The sequence below is a fragment of the Saccharospirillum mangrovi genome (assembly GCF_003367315.1).
In the GTDB taxonomy this organism is placed as follows: domain Bacteria; phylum Pseudomonadota; class Gammaproteobacteria; order Pseudomonadales; family Natronospirillaceae; genus Saccharospirillum; species Saccharospirillum mangrovi.
The window spans coordinates 2,994,739-3,016,151 of sequence record NZ_CP031415.1 but is presented as its reverse complement, the minus strand read 5'-3'; the positions used below and the strand labels follow the sequence as shown (position 1 = coordinate 3,016,151).

The following is a 21,413-nucleotide window of genomic DNA, read 5'->3' as shown; positions in this document are numbered from 1 at the left end:
GGGCGGGTGGCAGATCGCTCAGCGATGATACTGGGCTGCGGCGTTCAGACCAAGGCGCTAGCGGTGACGCGCACTCCGGCTTTCTTCCTGCAACCAGTCGGCCAGCGTCCAGACGGCCGGGGCCAACCGCTGGTGGCTGGGAAAAGCGAGGTGATAACCCAGGTCGTCATCGCCGCGAACCGGGGTGTCGGTCAACGCTACCAGGCCGCCGCTGGCGAGCATCGGTTCGATAAAAGGCGACCAGCCGATGGCCGCGCCCTGGCCCGAGAGCGCTGCCTGCAACAGCAGGGTGTAGTTGTTGAAGATCAACTCGGCTTCCTGCGGTGAGCGGCCCAGGCCGAGCTTGGGAAACAACGCCGGCCAGTCGAACCAGCCGCTGTGGTAGTCGGCTTCCAATTGCAGCAACGGTAACTGATTCAGTGCCTCGGCACTGGCTGGTAGTTGCAGTCGGTCGAGCAATATCGGGCTGACCACCGGCGAGACGGCTTCGGAAAACAGCCGCCGCGATGGCGCGCGCAAGGTTGAGCCACGGGCGAACAGGATGGCGATGTCGGCCTCAGCCTGATCCGGCAACAGCGGTTGCTGAGAGGTGATGATGCGCACATCGACGTCCGGATGGGCGTCGCGGAAACGGCGCAGGCGCGGCAGTATCCAGTAGGTGGCGACGGCGAAATCGGTGACCAGATTGATCACCGTGCTGTCGCTGTGGCGGCGCGCTTCGTCGTAACCCTGCGCCAGCCGGGCCAGGCCGTCGGCGACTGCTTCGTAGAGTTGCTGGCCGACACGCGTCAGCCGCACGCCGCGTGCCTGGCGTTCAAACAAACGCACATCCAAATCTGCTTCAAGGCGGTGCACATGCTGGCTGATGGCCGGCTGGGTGCTGTTCAACGCTTTGGCCGCAGCGGTGAACGAATTCAGTCGGGCTGCGGCCTCGAACGCCTGCAACGTCGCCAACGGTGGCAAATCGCTCTTTTGGTGCATAAGTCATACTTATGGTTTCTATAAGTCGGCACCCAGTTTACAGCCGTTTTCTGGCCCAACACCATGACGACAGCGTTACATAGCATTCCTTTTTCTTATGTTTCGTGGGTGACCGTTTCAATCGTCAGAGTGTTTACCAAGATGACCCAAGCCCAACCCAATATCCTGATCCTGATGGCCGACCAGATGACCGCGCCGCTATTGCCGCTGCACGATCCCAACAGCCCGGTGCAGATTCCCCATCTGATGAAGCTGGCCGAGCGCGGCGTGCTGTTCGAGTCCGCTTACTGCAACAGCCCGCTGTGTGCACCGTCGCGGTTTGTGTTTATGACCGGGCGGCTGCCGTCGAAAATTGGCGCTTACGACAATGCTGCCGAGTTGCGTTCCGACGTGCCGACCTTTGCGCACTATCTGCGTGAGATGGGCTATCGCACCGCCCTGTCCGGCAAGATGCATTTCTGCGGGCCGGACCAGTTGCACGGCTACGAAGAGCGTTTCACCACCGATATTTATCCGGCCGATTACGGCTGGGCGGTGAATTGGGACGGCGATGCCAGCCGGCCGACCTGGTATCACGATATGTCGTCGGTGACGCAGGCCGGGCCGTGCGTGCGTTCGAACCAGCTCGATTTTGACGACGAAGTGGTGTTCCACGCCAAGCGCTATCTGTACGATCGCGCCCGTGACGACGCCGGCGACCGGCCGTTCTGCCTGACCGTTTCGATGACGCACCCGCACGATCCGTACGCCATTGGGCAGCAATACTGGGATCGCTACCGCGATGACGACATTCCGCTGCCGTCGCTCAGTTACAGCGACGCGCCGAGCGATCCGCATTCGCAGCGGTTGCGCCAGCTGTATCAGGTCGATACGACCGAGATCAGCGAGCAGCAAATCCGCAACGCCCGCCACGCTTACTTCGGTGCCATCAGTTACGTTGACGATCAGATTGGCGCGCTGCTCGATACGCTCGATGAAACGGGTCTGGCCGACAACACCTTAATCGTCTTCTGCGGCGACCACGGCGACATGCTTGGTGAGCGTGGGCTCTGGTACAAAATGAGCTTCTTCGAATGGTCAACGCGGGTGCCGTTGATTGTCTGCGCGCCGAAGCAATTTTCGCCGCGCCGGGTAAAGGAAAGCGTTTCGACCATGGATCTGCTGCCGACGCTGGTGGAACTGGCCGGCGGCGGTGTCGACTATGCAACTGATCTGGAAGGCCGCAGCCTGGTGCCGCATCTGACCGGCCGTGGCGGCCACGACGAAGTGATCGGCGAATACATGGGCGAAGGCACGGCCGCGCCGCTGTTGATGATTCGGCGCGGCGACTACAAGTTCATTCATTCGCCGGTCGATCCCGATCAGTTGTACAACCTGGCGGATGATCCGCAGGAAATTCACAATCGGGTCGATGATCCGAACGAAGCTGAACGCCTGGCCGCCTTCCGGCAGGAAATTGCGGATAACTGGAATCTCGATGCGGTGCATCAGGATGTTCTCGACAGCCAGCGCCGCCGCCGGCTGGTTGCTAGTGCGCTGGCCAAAGGCAAGGTCACATCCTGGGATCATCAGCCGCACACCGATGCCAGCGGCCAGTACATGCGCAACACCTTTGACTTGGGCGATGTCGAATACCGCGCCCGTTTTCCCCGCGTGGCCGAATGAGGCTGCGTCCCCAAACCCCAGCAAGAGGACACACCATGACACTGCACATTCGCCCGGGACTGTTCACTCTGGCCCTCTGCGCCAGCGCCGCCATCGTTCCGACCGTTCAGGCCGACGTGGCCGAGCAATGCCAGACGGTTCGTTTCAGCGATCCGGGCTGGACCGACATCGGCGTCACCAATGCGCTGACCAGCACCGTACTCGAAGGCCTGGGTTACCAGACCGAAGTGAAACTGTTGGCAGTGCCGATCGGTTTTCAGGCGCTGACCACCAATGAAATCGACGTCTTTCTGGGTAACTGGATGCCGGCGCAGCAAGGCTTTTTCGATGAATACCGCGACGGTTTCGACCAACTCGGTGCCAACCTCGAAGGCGCGAAATTCACCCTGGCGGTGCCGCAATTTGTGCAGGACGCGGGCGTGGAAAGCTTTGCCGATCTTGCCGCCTACGGCGACGAATTCGATCACCAGATTTACGGCATCGAACCGGGCGCACCGGCCAACGAATCGATTCAGTCGATGATCGACAGCGACGACTTCGGCCTGAACGACTGGGAGCTGGTGGAATCGAGCGAGCAGGCGATGCTGAATCAGGTAGGCCGTCAGGTGCGTGGTGACAACTTTATTGTCTTCCTGGCCTGGGAACCGCACCCGATGAACATCCGTTTCGACCTGGCGTATTTGTCCGGCGGTGACGATTACTTCGGTGCCAACTACGGCGGCGCCACCGTTTATACGCTGACCCGCAAAGGCTACAGCGACGACTGCGCCAACGTCGGCCAATTACTTGCCAACCTGGAATTCGGTCTGGATATGGAAAGCGGCATCATGGGCACCGTGCTCAGTGGTGACGCCGATGCCGACACCGCCGCGCGCGATTACCTGAAACAACACCCCGAGGTGTTGGCTGGCTGGCTTGATGGCGTTGAGACCGTCGATGGCGAGCCCGGCTTGCCGGCGGTGCGTGCGGCTCTGGGTTTGTAACTCCGTTTTGAGCGCAACCCTACGCTCCTGACCCGATGCCTCTTCGGGTGTTGCCCCGGTCGTTGTGCGATCGGGGCTTTTTTATTGCCGCATGATTGTTGCCGGGGAATTTTCAAGTCTGGTTATAAAAGGTCGATAACCGCTGTAACTGGTCGGAATATCGCATGGAACGTCGGGTTCCAGCGGCGTAACGGTGTTCCGGCCAAGCCGTTTGCGCCCGGCTTTGCTAGACTGGGCTTTTTGTGATCCAGTCGAGGTTTTGAGATGTTGTCACTGCAATCACTGCACCCCAACCGCTGGTCGCTGTTTGTGCGCACTCAGGTGTTGGTGGCCTTGATGGTGGCGTTGCTGGCGGTCGGATTTGCCTGGGTGTTGATCGACTTGCAGCAACTGGTGGAGCGCAACCGGCAACAACTCGACCGCATCGGCCAGCAACAGCAAACCCTGGCGCATCAGAACGACGTCGTGCAGGCGCAAAAAGCCCAGTTGGCGCAGCAGCACAGCACCCTCGACGATCAATTGAACGCCCTGGCTATTCAGCAGCAGGCCAGCGTGGTGTTGCAGCTTTACCCCGAATTTTTGTTCTGGCGCTTTGCCTCTACCGCGTCCCAATCCAATACCGATATCGGCGAAGGAGACCGCAGCGAAACCGAATTGCGCGAGGCCGTGGCCGTATTGTCGGATCTGGATGCCGATCTGGGCGAAGCGATGGACGTCTTCTTGCTCGATCTCGACAGCTTTAATAAACGCATCGGCGATGCCATCGCAGCCTTCCGCTCCGGTGACGACGCCGGCGGCCGCCGTCTGGTGCAAACCACCCAAACACCCTTTATTTCGATGAACACCATGGTCGAAGTGGTGGCCGACATGGCGAATGAATCCGTGGTGGCGGCCAACGACCGGGTAGCGGATGCGCTGTCGGAACTGGAAGCGACGGTGCTCGATGTTGAACAGGCGGCGGCCAGCGTGGCGGAAGTGGGCACTAACTTATCGGTCGATATCGAAGCCGTGGTCGATCAGGCCAACGCCACCGGCGTACAGGGTTGGATGACGTTGGCGGTGATCGGCGTGTTGTTTATCGGTGTTGGCTGGGTGCTGGCGCGTTCGGTCAGTGGGCCGGTGTTGCAGTTGCAACGCTCGATCAAGCGCATCGACGAAACCGCCAACCTGAGCGAACGCGTGCATCTGAAGCGGCGCGACGAAGTCGGCCTGATCGCGCAGAGCGTTAACGCCATGTTGCAGAGTTTTGGCGACATCATCCGCGATGTGCGCAGTGGTGCGGCAACGATGTCCGATCGGGTTGGCGACAACAGCCGCGCCAACGAAGAAGTGGGCCGCATTCTGGACCGGCTGAACGACGAAGTGGAACAGGTGGCCGCAGCCATCAATGAATTATCGGCGACGGTGCGCGGCATCAACCAAAGCACGTCGGAGGCGGCCGAACGCGCGTCGCAAGCGGAGCAGGAATGTCGCCACGGCGCCGAACGCTCTCGCGCCAGTGGCGAACAGGAAGCGCGCCTGCAAGAGGAAATCGGTACCGCCGCCGGCAACCTGAACCGCCTGGCGGAACGCGCCAGCGATATTCAGGCGGTGATCGATGTGATTCAGGAAGTGTCGGAGCAGACCAACCTGCTGGCGCTGAACGCCGCTATTGAGGCGGCGCGCGCTGGCGAATACGGCCGTGGTTTTGCGGTCGTAGCCGAGGAAGTACGCACTCTGGCGCAGAAAACGGAAAACTCCTCGGCGGAAATCAAAACCATGATCGAGCAGTTCGCCGCCGAAGTGGGCACTACCGTGCAAGCGATGGATCAGGCGGTGCAGTCGGCGCAAGCCGCAGGTGAACTCAGTGAGGAGGCCAGCGTGGTGATGGACGGGGTGTTTGCCATCGTCGCCGAGATTCGCGCCACCAACGAGCACATTTCCCAGGCCACGCAGGAACAAAGCGAAGCCACCGATTCCATCGACGGCAGCGTTACCAGCATTGCCAGCCTGATCGCGCAGGTGGCCGAGCAGGCACAACATACGGTGGCCGGGGTGCATGACATTGCCGAGCAATCCAACCGGCTGCGCCAGCAGACGGAACGCTTTACCGTCTGATTCGTCCGTTCGGAGGGCGTTCCGTTTCTCCGCTTTCTCCTTCTTCATCGCCCTGCGTGCGCATTAATTGCGCTTTTTTTCACGCTTGCGGCAAAAAACCACGTTCGGTCCAACATTTGTTCAAACGGTCGCCTGAGACGATGCCTGCGATGGGTGATCTCTGGCGGCCGGCGATGTTTATCCGGGTCAGCGATCACCTGCCTTTTGGTTCGGCAGGAGAACGTTTATGCGCCCTATATTCGACACGGATCGTCAACGCTGGTTGGGCATTTTGGCCGCACTGGCGTGTTTGATTTTCACTGGCTGCGACAGCCCCGGCCAGTTGGCACGATCGCATTCATCATCCGCACACTTGCACCATCCCGCCTTGCACGAAACGGTGCCGCAGGTGCCGTCGCAATTGGCTTACAGCGAATCCCAGAGGGTATTGAAAATGGTCTGCTGAGTGTTGGCGATGGTGGGAGAGTTGATGACCACGGCGGTCGGCAGGTCGCCGTGGCTTAACGAAATCATCGCCATTTTCGGCGGGTAGATGGCGATGTAACTGCCGGCGCGTTCGCTCGACGCTTCGTTGATCCATTTCCGATCCGCCAACGCCGCTTCCTCGCCGCCTTCACCAATCGCGATCACCCGCACCTTGATGCCCAGCTTGACCCGCTGACGGGTGTAGTTCGGGAACGGCCGGTACAGGTATTTTCGAATCGCCTTGGCCGAATAAATGCAATAAGACGGGTTTTCCTGTTCGCTGACGGTCGACAGAATGTCTTTCAACACCAGCTCAATGCCGTCGTCGCCTTCGTAGTAATGCACATCGGCGTTGCCGGTGGCTGGCCGTAAATGGCTCAGTTCCGGTATCACTTTTTCATCCAGCAACTCCATCGCCTCGGTCACCTGCTGCTGGTGATTGAGCGCCAGCTCTTTCAATCGCTTCGGCGGCTCAGCACTGAAATGGCGGCGCTTGCCTTTGGGAAAATAGCTGACCACGCCTTTTTGCTGCATGCGCTTGAGCAACTCGTGCGTGGTGCCGCGGTTGATGCCAGCGCGGTCGGCGATGTCGCGAATCGACGCCGGGCCGGATTGCAGCAAGGCCAGATAAATGCGCGTTTCGCGCGGTTCCAAACCAAAGGTGCGCAGTACATCGGCGGTGTTCATCAAGCTTCCCTCGGGGCGAATTGAAAGACGTCGCTGAGCATGGCGTCGGTTCGGAAGCCTTGTTCGCACAGCGCATCGAGCAGGGTGTAGACCATGGCCGGTGAGCCGCAGCAAATGGCCTGGCATTGGTCGAGATCGTCGTGGTCGCCATGAATGGCGTTGACCAGCATCTGGTGTTTGTCGTCCCAATGGCTCTGCTCAAAAATCAGCGCCGAGGTGTGGACGTTGGCATATTGATCGGCCCAATGTTCGGCGCGCTCGAGCATGTACAACTGGCTGAGCCGGTGGCCGGACCAGTACAGATACAGCGGTCGCGTGCTGTGTTGCGCCAGCAAGTCATCGACGATGGCTTTGATCTGGCTGAAGCCGGTGCCGGAGGCGATCAGCAGCAGCGGGCCGGTTTCAACCGGCAATTGGCTTAGGCGGGTGTCGCCACCGGGGTCGCTCAGTTGTACCGATTCGGCGTGTTTCAAATGCGCGATCAACGCGTCGGCCTGGTCGGTGCCGGTCTGAATGTGCAGTTCCAGACAGGGGTTCTGCGGCGCAGAGGCGATGGTGTAATACAGGTCGTTGAAGCCAGGAATGTGCAATTGCAGGTATTGGCCGGCTTCAAAGGAATAGGGGGTGAGCGGTTTCAGTTGCACCTGCCAGACGTCGCCGCTGAGGGCTTTGAGATCGTGGAGGGTGGCGGTGTGCAGCTGGGGTGTGGACACGAAACAGGCTCCGTTTGGTCAATGTCAATGGACATTATACACAGTCAACGGAGCCTGTTTTTAGCGGAATGACTCAGGCGGCGAGCGACTCGTTGTTGCGCAGCGCCGGGGTTTCCGAAGCCAGCAATTCCAACGCCACTGGCTGGCTGCCACGGTAGCTGACGCGAATGCGTTGGCCGGCTTCAACGGCGCTCGCCTGCGGCAGGCTCTGCACCAGCACATTGCGCACGTAGGCGTCGTCGCCATCGAAATCGACCTGGCTCAATGGCGCCGGGCGGCGGTAAATCTGCCACAGATGCACGATGTCGATCAGCACGATAAAGCCGTTCAGCAGAGCCACCGGCCAGGCCTGAATCATCAGACCATAGCTGGAGAATGTGCTGGCGCCGACGAGATTGATCCAACGGAGTTTGCGGATGTCGCCCATCATCAACGAGATGGCGATCAAGGCGGAACCGAGGTAACCGTAGATTTCTAACCACTGCATGAAGGGTGCCCTTGCCTTGCAATACTTGAATGAACGGTCAGGATTTTATTGCTGAATCCTGGGAAATCAAGGTACCGGTCTGCGACTCATAAACCCAATTTGTTCATCAATTCGTCCACTTTTTTGGACACCTCGGCGTCCTTGCTGATCGGCCGGCCCCATTCGCGGTCGGTTTCGCCCGGCCACTTGTTGGTTGCGTCCATGCCCATCTTCGAGCCGAGACCGGCTACCGGGCTGGCGAAATCGAGGTAATCGATGGGTGTATTTTCGATCAGCACGGTATCGCGCTTGGGGTCCATGCGCGTGGTCATCGCCCAGATAACGTCTTTCCAGTCGCGCGCATCAACGTCGTCATCGACCACGATCACGTACTTGGTGTACATAAACTGCCGCAGGAACGACCAGACGCCCATCATCACGCGCTTGGCGTGGCCGGCGTACTGCTTCTTCATGCTGACCACGGCCAGTCGGTAAGAGCAGCCTTCTGGTGGCAGGTAGAAGTCGACAATTTCCGGAAACTGCTTTTGCAGAATCGGCACGAAGACTTCGTTCAATGCCACACCCAGAACCGCCGGTTCATCGGGCGGGCGGCCGGTGTAGGTGGAGTGGTAGATGGGGTTGTGGCGATGCGTCATGCGCTCGACGGTGAACACCGGGAAGCACTCGACTTCGTTGTAATAGCCGGTGTGGTCGCCGTACGGACCTTCGTCGGCCATCTCGCCCGGGTACAAAAAGCCTTCGAGAATGATTTCCGCGCTGGCCGGCACTTTTAAATCGTGAATGCCGCATTTGACCAACTCAGTACGGCTGTCGCGCAACAAACCCGCAAAGGCGTATTCGGACAACGAATCCGGCACCGGGGTGACCGCGCCCAAAATCGTCGCCGGGTCGGCACCGAGGGCAACGGCAATCGGAAACGGCTCGCCGGGTTTTTCTTTTTGCCAGGCCTGAAAATCCAACGCGCCGCCACGATGCGACAACCAGCGCATAATCAGCTTGTTCTTGCCGATCACCTGCTGCCGATAAATACCCAGATTAACGCGGCCACCTTGCGGGCCTTGGGTGATGACCAACGGCCAGGTGACCAAGGGTGCGGCGTCTTCCGGCCAGCAGGTCCAGACCGGCAACTTGCCCAGATCGACATCCGGGCCTTCGAAGATTTCTTCCTGGCAGGCGGCCTTGCGCACCGTTTTCGGCGCCATCGACAGCACTTTTTTCAGCAGCGGCGCTTTGTCCCAGGCGTCTTTTAAACCCTTGGGCGGATCGGGTTCTTTCAGGTAAGACAGCACTTTGCCGATCTCGCGTAAATCCTGTAGCGATTCCGCGCCCATACCCATGGCGACACGTTCCGGTGTGCCGAACAAATTGCCCAACACCGGCATATCGAATCCGGTCGGGTTTTCGAATAACAACGCCGGGCCGGCCTTGCGCAACACCCGGTCGCACAGATCGGTCATTTCCAGTTTTGGATTCACCGGCTCGGTGATGCGCAGCAATTCGCCGCGTTGTTCCAGGCCGGTCAGGAAGTCGCGCAGATCGCGGTATTTCATCGGGAAAAATCGCTGCTTGGGAAGTCGGCCGCCATGCTAATGCATCGCGCGGTAAAGCCCAAATGGAGGTCGGCAGGGCGTGCGGTGGTTTGGTGAGATCCCGGATAAGGCCGTTGGCCTTTCCGGGATGACGAGGCGGTAACTGAAGTCAGGTTATAACTTGGCAACTGAACTGACCCCGTCATCCCGGAATGGCGCAGCCATATCCGGGATCTCAACAGAGGCTTGGAACAGACCAGCTAACCAGCGAACCTAAAGCTGCTTCGCCTGAATAAACATCGGCTCGCGCGATTTTCCGGCAGCGGCCAATGCATCCAAATAAGCCTGCCAATGATCGTCGAACCGATCGCCCAGTTCGCGCAGATAGCCCCAGTCGTACAGACCCGAATCGTGGCCGTCGTCGAACACCAGTCGCACCGCGTAGCGGCCGACCGGCTCGATGGCGTTGATGCCGACGCCGCGTTTGCCGTGTTGCAGAATCGCCTGACCGGCACCGTGGCCGCGCACTTCGGCTGAGCGCGAATGCACGCGCAAATACTCGGCGCTCAACCGATGCACCGTGCCGTCCGGCCAGGTGATGTCCAGCTCGGTGTCGACGCGGCGATAGTTGAGTGCGGTCGGGGCTTGGCTCATATCAGAGAATGAACCGGCTCAGGTCTTCGTTTTTCGACAGTTCGCCGAGGAATTTTTCGACGTAAGCCGCATCGATGGTGACTTTCTCGCCAGAGAGTTCACTGGCGCGGAACGACAGGTCTTCGAACAAGCGTTCCATGATGGTGTGCAGTCGGCGTGCGCCAATGTTCTCGGTGCTTTCGTTGACCTGATAGGCGGTTTGCGCCAGCGCTTCGATGGCGTCGTCGGTGAAATCCACGTTCAAACCTTCGGCGCTCATCAAGGCTTTGTATTGCTCGGTGATGCAGTAATCCGGCTCGGTCAGAATGCGTTTGAAATCGTTCGGCGTCAGCGCATCGAGTTCAACACGAATCGGCAAACGACCCTGCAATTCCGGAATCAGATCGCTCGGTTTGGAGAAGTGAAACGCGCCGCTGCCGATGAACAAAATGTGGTCGGTGCGGATCATGCCGTATTTGGTGCTGACGGTGCTGCCTTCGATCAGCGGCAGCAAATCGCGCTGCACGCCTTCGCGGCTGACATCGCCGCCACCGCGTTGATCGTTCTTGGCGATCTTGTCGATTTCATCGAGGAAAACGATGCCGTTTTGCTCGACCGCTTTTACCGCTTCCTGCTTTAACTCTTCTTCATTGACCAGCTTGGCGGCTTCTTCTTCGACCAACTGCTTCAGCGCGTCTTTCACTTTCAGCGTGCGCTTTTTCTTGTTGCGATGCTGGCCGCCGAGGTTGGCGAACATGCTTTGCAACTGGCTGGTCATTTCTTCCATGCCCGGCGGTGCCATGATTTCGACACCGACGCTGGCTTGCGCGACTTCGATTTCGATCTCTTTGTCGTCCAGTTCACCCTGGCGCAGTTTCTTGCGGAAAATCTGCCGGGTGTTGCTGTCGGCTTTGGGTTTTTCTACGCCGTCGTCGCCGAAATTGCTGTCGCGCGCGGGCGGCAGCAGGATGTCGAGAATGCGATCTTCGGCGGCGTCTTCGGCGCGCGGACGGGCGCTTTGCATGGCCTGTTCGCGGAACATTTTTATGCCGGTTTCCACTAAGTCGCGAACGATGCTTTCGACGTCGCGGCCAACGTAACCGACTTCGGTGAATTTTGTGGCTTCAATTTTAATGAAGGGCGCGTTGGCGAGTTTCGCCAGACGTCGGGCGATTTCGGTTTTACCGACGCCGGTCGGGCCGATCATCAAAATGTTTTTCGGCGTGATTTCCTCGCGCATGGTGTCGTCGAGTTGCATGCGACGCCAGCGGTTGCGCAGGGCGATGGCGACAGCGCGTTTGGCGTTGTCCTGGCCGATGATGTACTTGTCCAGTTCGTGGACAATTTCACGGGGAGTCATGGTCGACATCTATATGACCTCAGAGCGATTCGTAAATGGCGTTGTGGTTGGTGAACACGCAAATATCGGCGGCAATATCGAGCGCCTTGCGGGCGATGTCTTCGGCGCCCATCTCGGTGTTTTCGTGCAAAGCGCGGGCGGCGGCCAATGCAAAGTTGCCGCCGGAACCGATGGCGGTAATGCCGTGTTCGGGTTCAACCACATCGCCATTACCGGAGATCACCAACGTCGTTTCTTTATCGGCGACGATCAGCATCGCTTCGAGCCGTCGCAGGGCGCGGTCGCTGCGCCATTCTTTGGCGAGTTCGACGGCCGAGCGCGTCAGGTGGCCGCTGTGCTGTTGCAAGTGGCTTTCGAATTTTTCAAACAGGGTGAAGGCATCGGCGGTGCTACCGGCGAAACCGGCAATGACGCGGTCGTTGTACAGCCGGCGGACTTTGCGGGCGTTGCCTTTCATCACGGTGTTGCCGAGGGAAACCTGGCCGTCGCCACCGACAACCACAGCATCGTCGCGGCGCACAGAAACTATCGTAGTCATGCGTACTTACCTTGGGTGACTTAAAAGTTGCTTTAAAGTTGACTTCAAGAGCTGACTTCAAGCGAGCTAGGTGGGGGCAGGGATGGGATTTCAAAGGGAAGCCAGAGTCAGGCTGTGACCTTTGGCTTCCCGACGGGCGATCTTGATGGCGGGTACGCGATCAGTTGAGGCTGCGCACCATGACCTGATGGTTCAGGTCGGCGAGGATGTCTTGCGCTTTGTTTAACTGCGAGCGGTCACTGAACGGACCGACCATCACGCGATGGTAAATGCCACGGTCGCCCAGGTCGGCCTCGGTCAGATGGGTGTTGGTCAGGCCGTTGATGATCAACTGGGCGCGCAGCCGTTCGGCGTCGGTTACGTCGCTGAACGAAGCGACCTGAATTTCCCAACGGTTGCCGGACGCAGGTGCCGCTGGCGAGGTGCTGCCGCCGCTGTTAGTAGACGGCCGAGGCGTCGCGGCGGGCACCGGCACTTCGTCGTCTTTCAGCAATTGGTAAAACTCGAACGCTTCTTCCAATGTTGGCGTGCGCGCGCTGCTGTTTTTGCTGTCGTCGTTGTTGATCGAGGCTTCCGGCAACGCCTGTTGCAAACGTTCTTTCAGCGCCTGAGTGCCGCTGCTGCTGCCATCGGGGGGCACTTGGCTGAGGTAATAGAGGAAGCCAACAAAAGCGACCGAAGCACAGGCGGTGAAAATCCATACCCAGCGCGGAACGCGTGAACGATCGGGTTCGGGTTGGCGCTTGTTGGCGTAATCTCTGGCCACTTACATCGTCTCCGGGGCGCTGACGCCGAGCAGGTCGAGACCGTTGAACAACACCTGACCGATGGCGACGGACAACGCCACGCGGCCGTTACGCAAGGCCGCGTCGTCCACCAGCATGCGGTTGTTGTTGTAGTAAGCGTGGAACAGGCCTGCCAGGTCTTTCAGATAAGTTGCGATGACCGCCGGTTCCAAACTGTTGCCGGCATGTTCCACCACTTCGGGGTAGCGACGCAACTGGGTGATCAGTTCGCGTTCGTCGTCCAGCTCCAACTGACCAAGCGCTTCGATACCGGCGGCCTGATCGTAGTCGTGGCCCTGCTCGTTCAATTTGCGCAACAGCGCATGCACGCGGGCGTGGGCGTATTGGATGTAGTAGACCGGGTTGTCGCTGCTTTGGCTGCGTGCCAGGTCGATGTCGAAAGTCAGTTGCGAATCGGCGCGGCGCGAGACCAGGAAGTAACGCGTGGCGTCGCGGCCAACTTCGTCGATCAGATCGCGCAGCGTCACATAGCTGCCGGCGCGTTTCGACAGTTTCACTTCTTCGCCGCCCTTGGTGACCATCACCATCTGGTGCAGCACGTAATCCGGGAAGCCGGCCGGAATGCCTTCGTTCAGCGCCTGCAAACCGGCGCGAACGCGGTTGACGGTTGAATGGTGATCGGCGCCCTGTTCGTTGATGACGCGCTTGAAGCCGCGTTCGAACTTGTCTTTGTGGTAGGCAACGTCCGGCAGGAAGTAGGTGTAGAGGCCATCCTGTTTGCGCATGACGCGGTCTTTGTCGTCGCCGAAATCGGTGGTGCGCAGCCACAGCGCGCCGTCCTGTTCGTAGGTGTGACCTTGCTCAATCAACTGCTTGACGGTGGCTTCGACCTTGCCGGTTTCATACAGCGACGATTCCAGATAGAACACATCGAATTCGACGCCGAAGGCTTTCAGATCCAAATCCTGTTCACGGCGCAAATAGGCGACGGCGAAGTCGCGGATGGCGTTCAGATCGTTGGCATCGCCGCTGCCGGTGACGTGGCGGTCGTCGGCGTCGATGGTGGCTTTGTCCATGTAGGCCTGAGCGACATCAGCGATGTAGTCGCCACGGTAGCCGTCTTCCGGCCAGCCGGCGTCGTCCGGGCCGATGCCTTGGGCTCGCGCCTGAACCGACAACGCCAGGTTCTGAATCTGCGCGCCGGCATCGTTGTAGTAGAACTCGCGGGTTACGTCCCAGCCGTTGGCGGCCAGCACGCGGCACAGCGAATCGCCGACCGCTGCACCGCGACCGTGACCGACGTGCAACGGGCCAGTCGGGTTGGCGGAAACAAATTCCACCTGCACTTTTTGCTGCGCGCCGTTGCTGTTGCGACCGAAGTCAGTCTTGGCAGCGAGAATGTCTTTGACGATTTCCGCTTGCGACGCACCGGCCAGATAAAAGTTGATAAAACCGGGGCCGGCGATTTCGACGTTGTCGATCAAATCGTTATCCGGCAGCGCCGCGATCAGCGCTTCGGCGATGGCACGCGGCGGCTTGCCGCAGGGTTTCGCCAGGATCAGCGCCAGGTTGGAGGCCAGATCGCCATGAGTCTTATCGCGGCTGTTGTCGACCATAACGCGCACGGGCAGATCCGCTGGGATCTGGCCTTCGTTTTTCAGCCGTGCGACGGCCTGGTTCAACAGTTCAACAACAGCGTCTTTCATGGGTCGGGTTACTCCGGGTCGAGCGGGAAATGGGAAAGGGCCGCATTATCCACAAAATGGGTGGTCTGAACCACCGACAGAGAACCAAAGGCAAGAGCCGGTTACAGCGTTTCCAAGGGGTCGATGTCGAGGTGCCAACTGAGTGCGCGTTGCTGGCGCGGGTAGTGTCGCACCAGCGGTTCGAGCGCGGCGTGCAACTGGCTGCGTTTATCCGATTGCACCACCAGCACAAAGCGATGTTTGCCAGCGCGGCGCGACAAAATTGCCGGCAGCGGGCCGAACACCCGAATGCCCGGATGTTGTAATAAAAAGTCGGCCATTTCGGCGAGCCGATTTTCCGCTTGCTGCGGGTAAGCGGAGTCGGCACGCAGACAGGCCAGAAACCCGAACGGTGGCAGACCGGCCGGTTGGCGTTCGCGCAATAACTGGTCGCTGAAGCGCGGATAATCCTGCTGCAACAAGGGTTCAAAAAACGGATGGTCCGGGTGCCAGCTTTGCAGCAGCACTTCGCCGGCGGCATCACCTCGGCCAGCGCGGCCGGCGACCTGCACCAGCAATTGTCCGGTGCGTTCACGCGAGCGGAAATCGGCGCTGAACAAACCCGCGTCGAGATCGAGAATGCCGACCAGGGTGACGTTTTCGAAATGGTGGCCTTTGGCCAGCATCTGCGTGCCAACCAGAATCGCCGGCCCGGCTTCGCGGGTGCGTTCCAGTTGCCGGTTCAGGGCGTCGGCGGTGGTGATGGCATCGCGGTCGAAACGGATGATGGGTATCTGTGGAAACCATTGTTCCAGCGCCTCTTCAGCGCGTTCGGTGCCGGCACCGAGCGGCATCAGTTCGTGACTGCCGCAATCCGGGCAGGTGGTTTCCGGGCGCGATTGATAGCCGCAGTGGTGGCAAATGGTTTGGTGGCGGCCGCGATGGTAAGTCAGGCGGGCATCGCAAAACGGGCAGTCGGCCATCCAGCCGCAGGCGCTGCAAAACCAGCTTGGCGCGTAGCCGCGTCGGTTCAGGAACAACAACACTTGCTGGCCCTGAGCCAGATGGTCGGCGATGCGATAACGCAGCCGTTCGGAAATGCCGTGCTCGTGTTGCTGCCGACGCATGTCGATGGTTTCCAGCTGCGGCCGGGCGCGGCCGGCGGCGCGTTGTTTCAGCTCGGCGTGTTGGTAGCGGCCGTTGCGGGCGTTATGCAGCGATTCCAGCGACGGCGTCGCCGAACCGAGAATGACCGGAATATCGGCCTGGCGGGCGCGGAAAATAGCCACGTCGCGGGCGTGGTAGCGCAGCGTGTCCTGCTGTTTAAAGGACGCATCGTGTTCTTCGTCGATAACGATCAAACCCAGATCGGGCAACGGGGTCAGCACCGCCGAGCGCGTACCGACGACGATGGCGGCCTCGCCGTGTTGCGCTTGCAGCCAGGCGTTGTGGCGTTCCTTGTCGGTCAGGCCCGAATGCAGGGCGACCAGTTCGTCGGCGAAGCGCTGTTGAAAACGTTCCAGCGTTTGCGGCGTCAGGCCGATTTCCGGCACCAGCACCAGCACGCGTTTACCGGCAGCCAGCGTGCGCGCCATCGCTTGTAAATAGACTTCGGTTTTGCCGCTGCCGGTGACGCCTTCGAGCAGCAGCACGTTGAAAGCGTCGTCGTGCAGCTTTAATAACGCCGACTGTTGTTCGTCGTTCAGCGTCAGTGGCGATTGGCGTAACTGGCCGGTCGGTGCACGCGGTTCAACGCTGAGCGCCACTTCGTGCGCCAGGCGTTTGTCGATCAAGCCGCGCCAGTGTGGCCGGTCGATGCCGTGACGGCGCAGCTCGGATGGCGTGGCTGCGCCGTGGGTTTGCAGCCACAGCAGCGCTTCGCTCTGGCGTTTGCCTTTTAACTGGCTGGCTTCGAGGTGTTCGCCGGCGATGGTCAATTCCACCCGGGCCTCGCGAATCAGCTCGGCCGATTCGCCGTTGCGCAGCAGCGTTGGCAATGCCAGCAAGTAAGCGCTGGCGGCGTCGTATAAATAGTAGCGAGACATCCATTGCGCGACGTCGAGCAGGCTGGCGTCGAGCAAAGGCGTTGCATCTAAAACGGTGTCGATGGGTTTGAGTTTATCGAGCTTGTCGTCGTTGCTGGCCGAACGCACTTCGACCACGATGCCAACCACGATTTTGTTGCGCAGCGGCACCTGGCAACGAGCGCCGACAACCACTGACAGATCGACCGGAATCCGGTAGCTGAGTGGACCCGAAAACGGGCCGGGAACGACGATATCGGCGAGCTGAACGGCGGTGGTTGTCAATCGAAAAGACTCTGGTATGATTGCGCTCCCCCAAAATGGGGGTCACGGCGACAGGGCAGGCGCATTGTGCCCCGAAGCCGATTCTTACGTCAAAGTTGCGGTGCCCGGCAATAGACCGGGTGGCGGCACAGCGAGGTGACCCATGAAAGCTGACATCCATCCGAAATACGAAGTTCTGACGGCGACCTGCTCTTGCGGCAACGTCATCAAAACCCATTCTACCCGTGGCGGTGAAATGCACCTCGACGTTTGCTCGGCTTGCCACCCGTTCTACACCGGCAAGCAGAAAATCGTCGACTCCGGCGGCCGTATTGACCGCTTCAACACCCGTTTCGGTGGTCGTGCTATCGGCAAAAAATAAGGCCGATGCTCCGACAAGAAGTTCCGACAAGAAAAAGCCCGGCTCTGGCCGGGTTTTTTTATGCCTGTGCAGGGCGATGGTTGCCGGTGTGGAACGCAGCCGACCAGAGATCGAAAACCTGCTCAGGCCCCGGCATTCAGTACCTTGCCTGACCGGCATAACTGTCGTGCGTGAACCGCCGTTTGGCCGGCTTGAGCCACCCCTGTCCGTTGTTTATGCTAACTTCACTTTCCTTGCCTCCCCACCAATAAGAACAGACGGAAGACGGACATGTCGGATGACTTAAAGCGCGACGCGCTTGAATACCACGCCCTGCCTCGGCCGGGAAAACTGAGTATCGAAATCACCACGCCGGCGGAAACGTCGCGCCATCTGTCATTGGCTTACAGCCCGGGCGTTGCCGAGCCGGTGCGCGCCATCGCGGAAGATCCGGAGAACGCCTTCAAATACACCATGAAGGGCAATTTGGTGGGTGTGGTGTCCAACGGCACGGCCATTCTGGGGCTGGGCAATCTGGGCGCGCTGGCGAGCAAGCCGGTGATGGAAGGCAAGGCGCTGCTGTTCAAACGGTTTGCCAATGTCGATGCCATCGACATCGAAGTCGACAGCGAAAACGTCGATGAAATCGTCCGCACCGTTGAGCTGATCGCCGAATCCTTTGGCGGCATCAACCTCGAAGACATCAAAGCGCCGGAATGCTTCGAAGTGGAGCGCCGGTTGATTGAAAGCTGCAAGATTCCGATTTTCCACGACGACCAGCACGGCACTGCCATCGTCACCGTGGCCGGCATGCTGAACGCGCTGGAAGTGCAGGGCAAAACCCTGACCGACGCCAAACTGGTGGTGCTCGGTGCCGGCGCTGCCGCCATCTCCTGTTCGCGTCTGTTGATGTCGGCCGGTATGCCGCTGGAAAACATTCTGATGGTTGACCGCAAAGGTGTGATTCACGCCGGTCGTGACGATCTGAACCAGTACAAGGCCGAGTTTGCCAACCCGACCACCCCAGCGCGCACGCTGGACGACGCCATTGATGGCGCCGACATCTTCCTGGGCCTGTCCGGCCCGGACATGCTGTCGGCCGAACAACTGAAAAAGATGGCGCCGAACCCGATCGTCTTTGCCTGCGCCAACCCCGATCCGGAAATCCGTCCGGAACTGGCGCTGGCGACACGCGACGATCTGGTGATGGCGACTGGCCGTTCGGACTACCCGAACCAGGTCAACAACGTGCTGGGCTTCCCATTCATTTTCCGTGGTGCTCTGGACGTTCGCGCCACGGCGATCAATGAAGCCATGAAGCTGGCCGCGGCGTATGCCATCAAAGACCTGGCGCGCGAAGAGGTGTTGCCGGAAGTGGTGGCAGCCTACGGCGGCGAGCAGTGGACCTTCGGTCGCAACTACATCATTCCCAAGCCGATGGATTCGCGTTTGCTCGATCGCGTTGCCGGCGCGGTGGCGCGGGCGGCGGTCGAAACCGGCGTGGCGCGCGTGGCGTTGCCGGAGAAATACAAAGTTTGAGCGTCCGAACGGACATAAAAAAAGCCACCCTCGGGTGGCTTTTTTTATCGCTCGAGTTTGCCGGGCTTAGAACAGCATTTGTGGTGTGATGGTGTCGTCGCTGCTGTCGGAATCGCCGCCGTTGTTGCCGCCGGAGAAATCGATGGTCACGCTTTCGCGGCTGTATTCGGTGGGGGCATTGTCTTCTTTGAAGATTTCAAAAATGGCGCCCGCCTGGCCCGGCTGTGCCAGTAAACCCGTTTGCGGATCGATGCGCACACGCACGATGCCGACCGGCTGCGGCAGGCTGTTACTGGGTTTGCCGTTCAGCGCTGTCTTCATGAATTCGATCCAGCCGGGCAGTGCCGCCCGGCCGCCGAATTCGATCTGACCCAGACCAACCGGATTGTCGTAGCCCACCCAGGTGGACGCCACGTAGTCGCCGTTATAGCCGGTGAACCAGGCGTCGACCGCGTTGTTGGTGGTCCCGGTTTTGCCGCCCAGATCGTCGCGGCCCAGTTCCCGGTACGCGGCGAGACCGGTACCGCGACGCACCACGTCTTTCAGCATTGAATCAATCAGGTAGGCGGTTTGCGATGTCAGCACCTGAGGCGCGTAGCGGCGTTCGGTGCGGGTCGGCTCGTCGATGAGTTCGTCTTCCAGATTCAAGGCAATGGGTTCGATGTCCACGCCGGTGGCGGTGCTGTCGGGGCTGCTGCTTTCTTCGGTCCAGTACGGCGTCGGCGTTTCCGGGCAGCCTCGGCAGACGATTGCCGGATTGGCTTCAAAGATGACGTTGCCGCTGTTGTCTTCGATGGTGGAAATAAAATACGGATCGATCAGATAACCGCCGTTGGCGAAAACAGCGTAACCGCGCGCAATTTCCAGCGGCGACATCACCGTACTGCCCAGCACCAGCGTCATGTCGTTAGCCAGTTTGGCGCTGTCGAAACCGAAGCGGGCGGCGTATCGGCGCGCGTAATTAACGCCGATGGAATCCAGCACGCGAATGCTCGACAGGTTGCGCGATTGGTACAGCGCCTGGCGCAATGGAATCGGACCGAGGTAACGGTCGCCGGAGTTACGCGGCCGCCAGACATCTTCCAACGCTTCATCAGAGCGCACGATGGGTGCGTCATTAACGATGGTCGCTGGCGTGAAATCTTTATCCAGCGCCGCCGAATACACGAAGGGTTTGAAGTTCGAACCCGGCTGGCGGTTGGCTTGAATGGCGCGGTTGTATTTCGACAGCAGGAAGTCGTAACCGCCAACCAGTGCCTGAATGGAACCGTCGTTCGGCGCCAGCGACACCATGGCACCCTGCGCATTGGGAATCTGCGCCAGTTGCCATTTTCCGTCGATCTGTTCGACGCGGATCAGATCGCCCGGTACCGCAATGTTGAACGGCGTGCTTACCGCAGGGCCGAGCGTGTCGACATCGATGCGCTCGCGCGCCCATTCCATGTCGGCCAGTTCCAGGGTCGTCAGGCCGCTATCGCGCGGCAGAATCCACAACCGGCGCGCTTCGGCGCGCACCACGATGGCCGGCGTCAAACCGCCGAATCGAGGCGTGCCGTTCACCACTTCGCGCCAGTGTGCGTAGGCTTCCGGTGGCGTGTGGCCGGCGGCGGGAATGTGGTCTTCGACACCCAGATAACCGTGCCGGCGGCTGTATTCGCTGAGCGTTTTGCGCAAGCCGCGTGTGGCCGCTTCCTGCAATTCGGAATTCAGGGTGGTGTGGACGGTGTAGCCGTCGGTGTAGGCCGCGTCGCCATAACGCTCGACCATAAAGGCGCGCACCATTTCCGCCAGATAAGCGGCCTCCAGGCCGGGGCCATTGCCGCGGTACTGGGCGGTCAGCGGTACTTTAATGGCCTCTTCGTAACTGGCGTCGCTGAGGTAATTCATTTCATGCATGCGGCCGAGCACGAAGTTGCGACGGCGTAAGGCGCGGTCCGGATTTGCCAGCGGGTTGGCGGCGGACGGTGCCTGGTGCAGACCGGCAATCATCGCCAGTTCCGGCAAGGTCAGATCGTTGATGTCGCGGCCGTAATACACGTCGGCGGCGGCCTGAATGCCGTAGGAGCGATAGCCGAGGAAGTGCTTGTTGGCGTACAGCTCGAAAATCTGTTCTTTGGTCAGTTCGCGCTCCATCTGGAAGGCGAGCAGGATCTCGGTGAATTTCCGGGTGATGGTTTTGTCGCGCGTTAAGAAGAAGTTGCGCGCCACCTGTTGCGTCAGCGTTGAGCCGCCGGGGCCGTCGGTTTCGCCGGTGGTCAACACCGTCAGTACCGCACGGGCAAAGCCGACCGGATCGACACCCAGGTGTTCTTCAAACCGGCTGTCTTCGACGGCGGTCAACGCCTGGATGAACTGGGTGGGAATTTGCTCGTAATGCAACGGGCTGCGGTGTTGTTCACCGAACTCCGCGATCAACTCGTTGTCGGCACTGAAAATGCGCATCGGCGTTTGCAGCTGGATGTCGCGAAGTGTTTCGACTTCCGGCAGCGTCGGCGCCAGGTACAGATAGACACTGGCTGAAATGAGAACCAGGGCGCAAATCAGAGCGTAGAGCGTCCACAGTACGGCTTGGGTGCTTTTGGCCAGTAACTTCATGTTTTCCCAATTAAAAGAAAGGGTTAGCAGCGCAGAGCTTTAACGGCCGGCCATTATAGGT

17 protein-coding genes are annotated in these 21,413 nt (G+C 59.8%); 5 read left to right on the top strand and 12 right to left on the bottom strand.

Annotated elements, in window-relative coordinates; all coding sequences use genetic code 11:
* Nucleotides 1-57 precede the first annotated feature (57 nt).
* A complete protein-coding gene (locus tag DW349_RS14250; protein ID WP_108126400.1) occupies nt 58-981 on the bottom strand; it encodes a choline sulfate utilization transcriptional regulator in 924 nt (307 codons plus the stop codon).
* Nucleotides 982-1,122: 141 nt separating this feature from the next.
* Between DW349_RS14250 and betC the strand changes: the two genes are divergently transcribed.
* From betC to DW349_RS14235, 3 genes are all read left to right on the top strand, one after another.
* Nucleotides 1,123-2,646 carry a choline-sulfatase gene (betC, locus tag DW349_RS14245; protein ID WP_108126399.1) on the top strand — a complete coding sequence of 508 codons (1,524 nt, stop codon included), beginning with the start codon at nt 1,123-1,125 and terminating at the stop codon, nt 2,644-2,646.
* Between the two features lie 35 nt (nt 2,647-2,681).
* Nucleotides 2,682-3,629 carry a choline ABC transporter substrate-binding protein gene (choX, locus tag DW349_RS14240; RefSeq protein WP_108126398.1) on the top strand — a complete coding sequence of 316 codons (948 nt, stop codon included), beginning with the start codon at nt 2,682-2,684 and terminating at the stop codon, nt 3,627-3,629.
* Nucleotides 3,630-3,893: 264 nt separating this feature from the next.
* Entirely contained in the window at nt 3,894-5,726 is a 1,833-nt protein-coding gene (locus DW349_RS14235) for a methyl-accepting chemotaxis protein (RefSeq protein ID WP_108126397.1), read from the top strand.
* A gap of 405 nt (nt 5,727-6,131) precedes the next feature.
* Here DW349_RS14235 and DW349_RS14230 read toward each other — a convergent pair whose 3' ends face one another.
* From DW349_RS14230 to DW349_RS14185, 10 genes are all read right to left on the bottom strand, one after another.
* Entirely contained in the window at nt 6,132-6,878 is a 747-nt protein-coding gene (locus DW349_RS14230; RefSeq protein ID WP_108126396.1) for a TrmB family transcriptional regulator, read from the bottom strand.
* The gene (locus DW349_RS14225) at nt 6,878-7,591 is read right to left on the bottom strand and encodes a ferredoxin reductase domain-containing protein (protein ID WP_108126395.1); all 714 of its coding nucleotides are present in this window, start codon (nt 7,589-7,591) and stop codon (nt 6,878-6,880) included. The genes DW349_RS14230 and DW349_RS14225 overlap by 1 nt, the downstream gene beginning before the upstream one ends.
* Before the next feature lie 73 nt (nt 7,592-7,664).
* Nucleotides 7,665-8,078 (bottom strand): YgjV family protein, encoded by a 414-nt coding sequence (locus DW349_RS14220; protein WP_108126394.1) that lies wholly within the window; start codon nt 8,076-8,078, stop codon nt 7,665-7,667.
* A gap of 86 nt (nt 8,079-8,164) precedes the next feature.
* The gene (gene ubiD / locus DW349_RS14215; protein ID WP_108126393.1) at nt 8,165-9,628 is read right to left on the bottom strand and encodes a 4-hydroxy-3-polyprenylbenzoate decarboxylase; all 1,464 of its coding nucleotides are present in this window, start codon (nt 9,626-9,628) and stop codon (nt 8,165-8,167) included.
* Nucleotides 9,629-9,880: 252 nt separating this feature from the next.
* Nucleotides 9,881-10,261: a gamma-butyrobetaine hydroxylase family protein gene (locus DW349_RS14210; protein ID WP_108126392.1), complete on the bottom strand. Its 381-nt coding sequence runs from the start codon at nt 10,259-10,261 to the stop codon at nt 9,881-9,883.
* A 1-nt stretch (nt 10,262) separates the two neighbouring features.
* Complete coding sequence (gene hslU / locus DW349_RS14205; protein ID WP_108126391.1) at nt 10,263-11,609, bottom strand: ATP-dependent protease ATPase subunit HslU; 1,347 nt, start codon at nt 11,607-11,609, stop codon at nt 10,263-10,265.
* Between the two features lie 10 nt (nt 11,610-11,619).
* The gene (gene hslV / locus DW349_RS14200; protein WP_108126390.1) at nt 11,620-12,138 is read right to left on the bottom strand and encodes an ATP-dependent protease subunit HslV; all 519 of its coding nucleotides are present in this window, start codon (nt 12,136-12,138) and stop codon (nt 11,620-11,622) included.
* A 160-nt stretch (nt 12,139-12,298) separates the two neighbouring features.
* Nucleotides 12,299-12,904: an SPOR domain-containing protein gene (locus DW349_RS14195; RefSeq protein ID WP_108126389.1), complete on the bottom strand. Its 606-nt coding sequence runs from the start codon at nt 12,902-12,904 to the stop codon at nt 12,299-12,301.
* Complete coding sequence (gene argS, locus DW349_RS14190; protein WP_108126388.1) at nt 12,905-14,590, bottom strand: arginine--tRNA ligase; 1,686 nt, start codon at nt 14,588-14,590, stop codon at nt 12,905-12,907.
* Between the two features lie 101 nt (nt 14,591-14,691).
* Entirely contained in the window at nt 14,692-16,878 is a 2,187-nt protein-coding gene (locus DW349_RS14185) for a primosomal protein N' (protein ID WP_157954397.1), read from the bottom strand.
* A 142-nt stretch (nt 16,879-17,020) separates the two neighbouring features.
* On the opposite strand from DW349_RS14185, the gene rpmE reads away from it, so the two are divergent.
* Nucleotides 17,021-17,239, top strand: a complete 219-nt coding sequence (gene rpmE, locus DW349_RS14180; protein WP_108126386.1) for a 50S ribosomal protein L31 — start codon at nt 17,021-17,023, stop codon at nt 17,237-17,239.
* Nucleotides 17,240-17,509: 270 nt separating this feature from the next.
* Nucleotides 17,510-18,757 (top strand): malic enzyme-like NAD(P)-binding protein, encoded by a 1,248-nt coding sequence (locus DW349_RS14175; RefSeq protein WP_108126385.1) that lies wholly within the window; start codon nt 17,510-17,512, stop codon nt 18,755-18,757.
* Between the two features lie 66 nt (nt 18,758-18,823).
* On the opposite strand, the gene DW349_RS14170 is transcribed toward DW349_RS14175, so the two are convergent.
* Nucleotides 18,824-21,352: a penicillin-binding protein 1A gene (locus DW349_RS14170; RefSeq protein ID WP_108126384.1), complete on the bottom strand. Its 2,529-nt coding sequence runs from the start codon at nt 21,350-21,352 to the stop codon at nt 18,824-18,826.
* Nucleotides 21,353-21,413 lie beyond the last annotated feature (61 nt).

Excerpts from the sequence above, each read along its gene's own strand:
- DW349_RS14230 (WP_108126396.1), bottom strand. The coding sequence starts at position 6,878 with ATGAACACCGCCGATGTACTGCGCACCTTTGGTTTGGAACCGCGCGAA.
- DW349_RS14235 (WP_108126397.1), top strand. The coding sequence starts at position 3,894 with ATGTTGTCACTGCAATCACTGCACCCCAACCGCTGGTCGCTGTTTGTG.
- rpmE (WP_108126386.1), top strand. The coding sequence starts at position 17,021 with ATGAAAGCTGACATCCATCCGAAATACGAAGTTCTGACGGCGACCTGC.
- choX (WP_108126398.1), top strand. The coding sequence starts at position 2,682 with ATGACACTGCACATTCGCCCGGGACTGTTCACTCTGGCCCTCTGCGCC.
- ubiD (WP_108126393.1), bottom strand. The coding sequence starts at position 9,628 with ATGAAATACCGCGATCTGCGCGACTTCCTGACCGGCCTGGAACAACGC.
- betC (WP_108126399.1), top strand. The coding sequence starts at position 1,123 with ATGACCCAAGCCCAACCCAATATCCTGATCCTGATGGCCGACCAGATG.
- DW349_RS14250 (WP_108126400.1), bottom strand. The coding sequence starts at position 981 with ATGCACCAAAAGAGCGATTTGCCACCGTTGGCGACGTTGCAGGCGTTC.
- argS (WP_108126388.1), bottom strand. The coding sequence starts at position 14,590 with ATGAAAGACGCTGTTGTTGAACTGTTGAACCAGGCCGTCGCACGGCTG.
- DW349_RS14220 (WP_108126394.1), bottom strand. The coding sequence starts at position 8,078 with ATGCAGTGGTTAGAAATCTACGGTTACCTCGGTTCCGCCTTGATCGCC.
- DW349_RS14170 (WP_108126384.1), bottom strand. The coding sequence starts at position 21,352 with ATGAAGTTACTGGCCAAAAGCACCCAAGCCGTACTGTGGACGCTCTAC.
- DW349_RS14175 (WP_108126385.1), top strand. The coding sequence starts at position 17,510 with ATGTCGGATGACTTAAAGCGCGACGCGCTTGAATACCACGCCCTGCCT.
- hslU (WP_108126391.1), bottom strand. The coding sequence starts at position 11,609 with ATGTCGACCATGACTCCCCGTGAAATTGTCCACGAACTGGACAAGTAC.
- DW349_RS14210 (WP_108126392.1), bottom strand. The coding sequence starts at position 10,261 with ATGAGCCAAGCCCCGACCGCACTCAACTATCGCCGCGTCGACACCGAG.
- hslV (WP_108126390.1), bottom strand. The coding sequence starts at position 12,138 with ATGACTACGATAGTTTCTGTGCGCCGCGACGATGCTGTGGTTGTCGGT.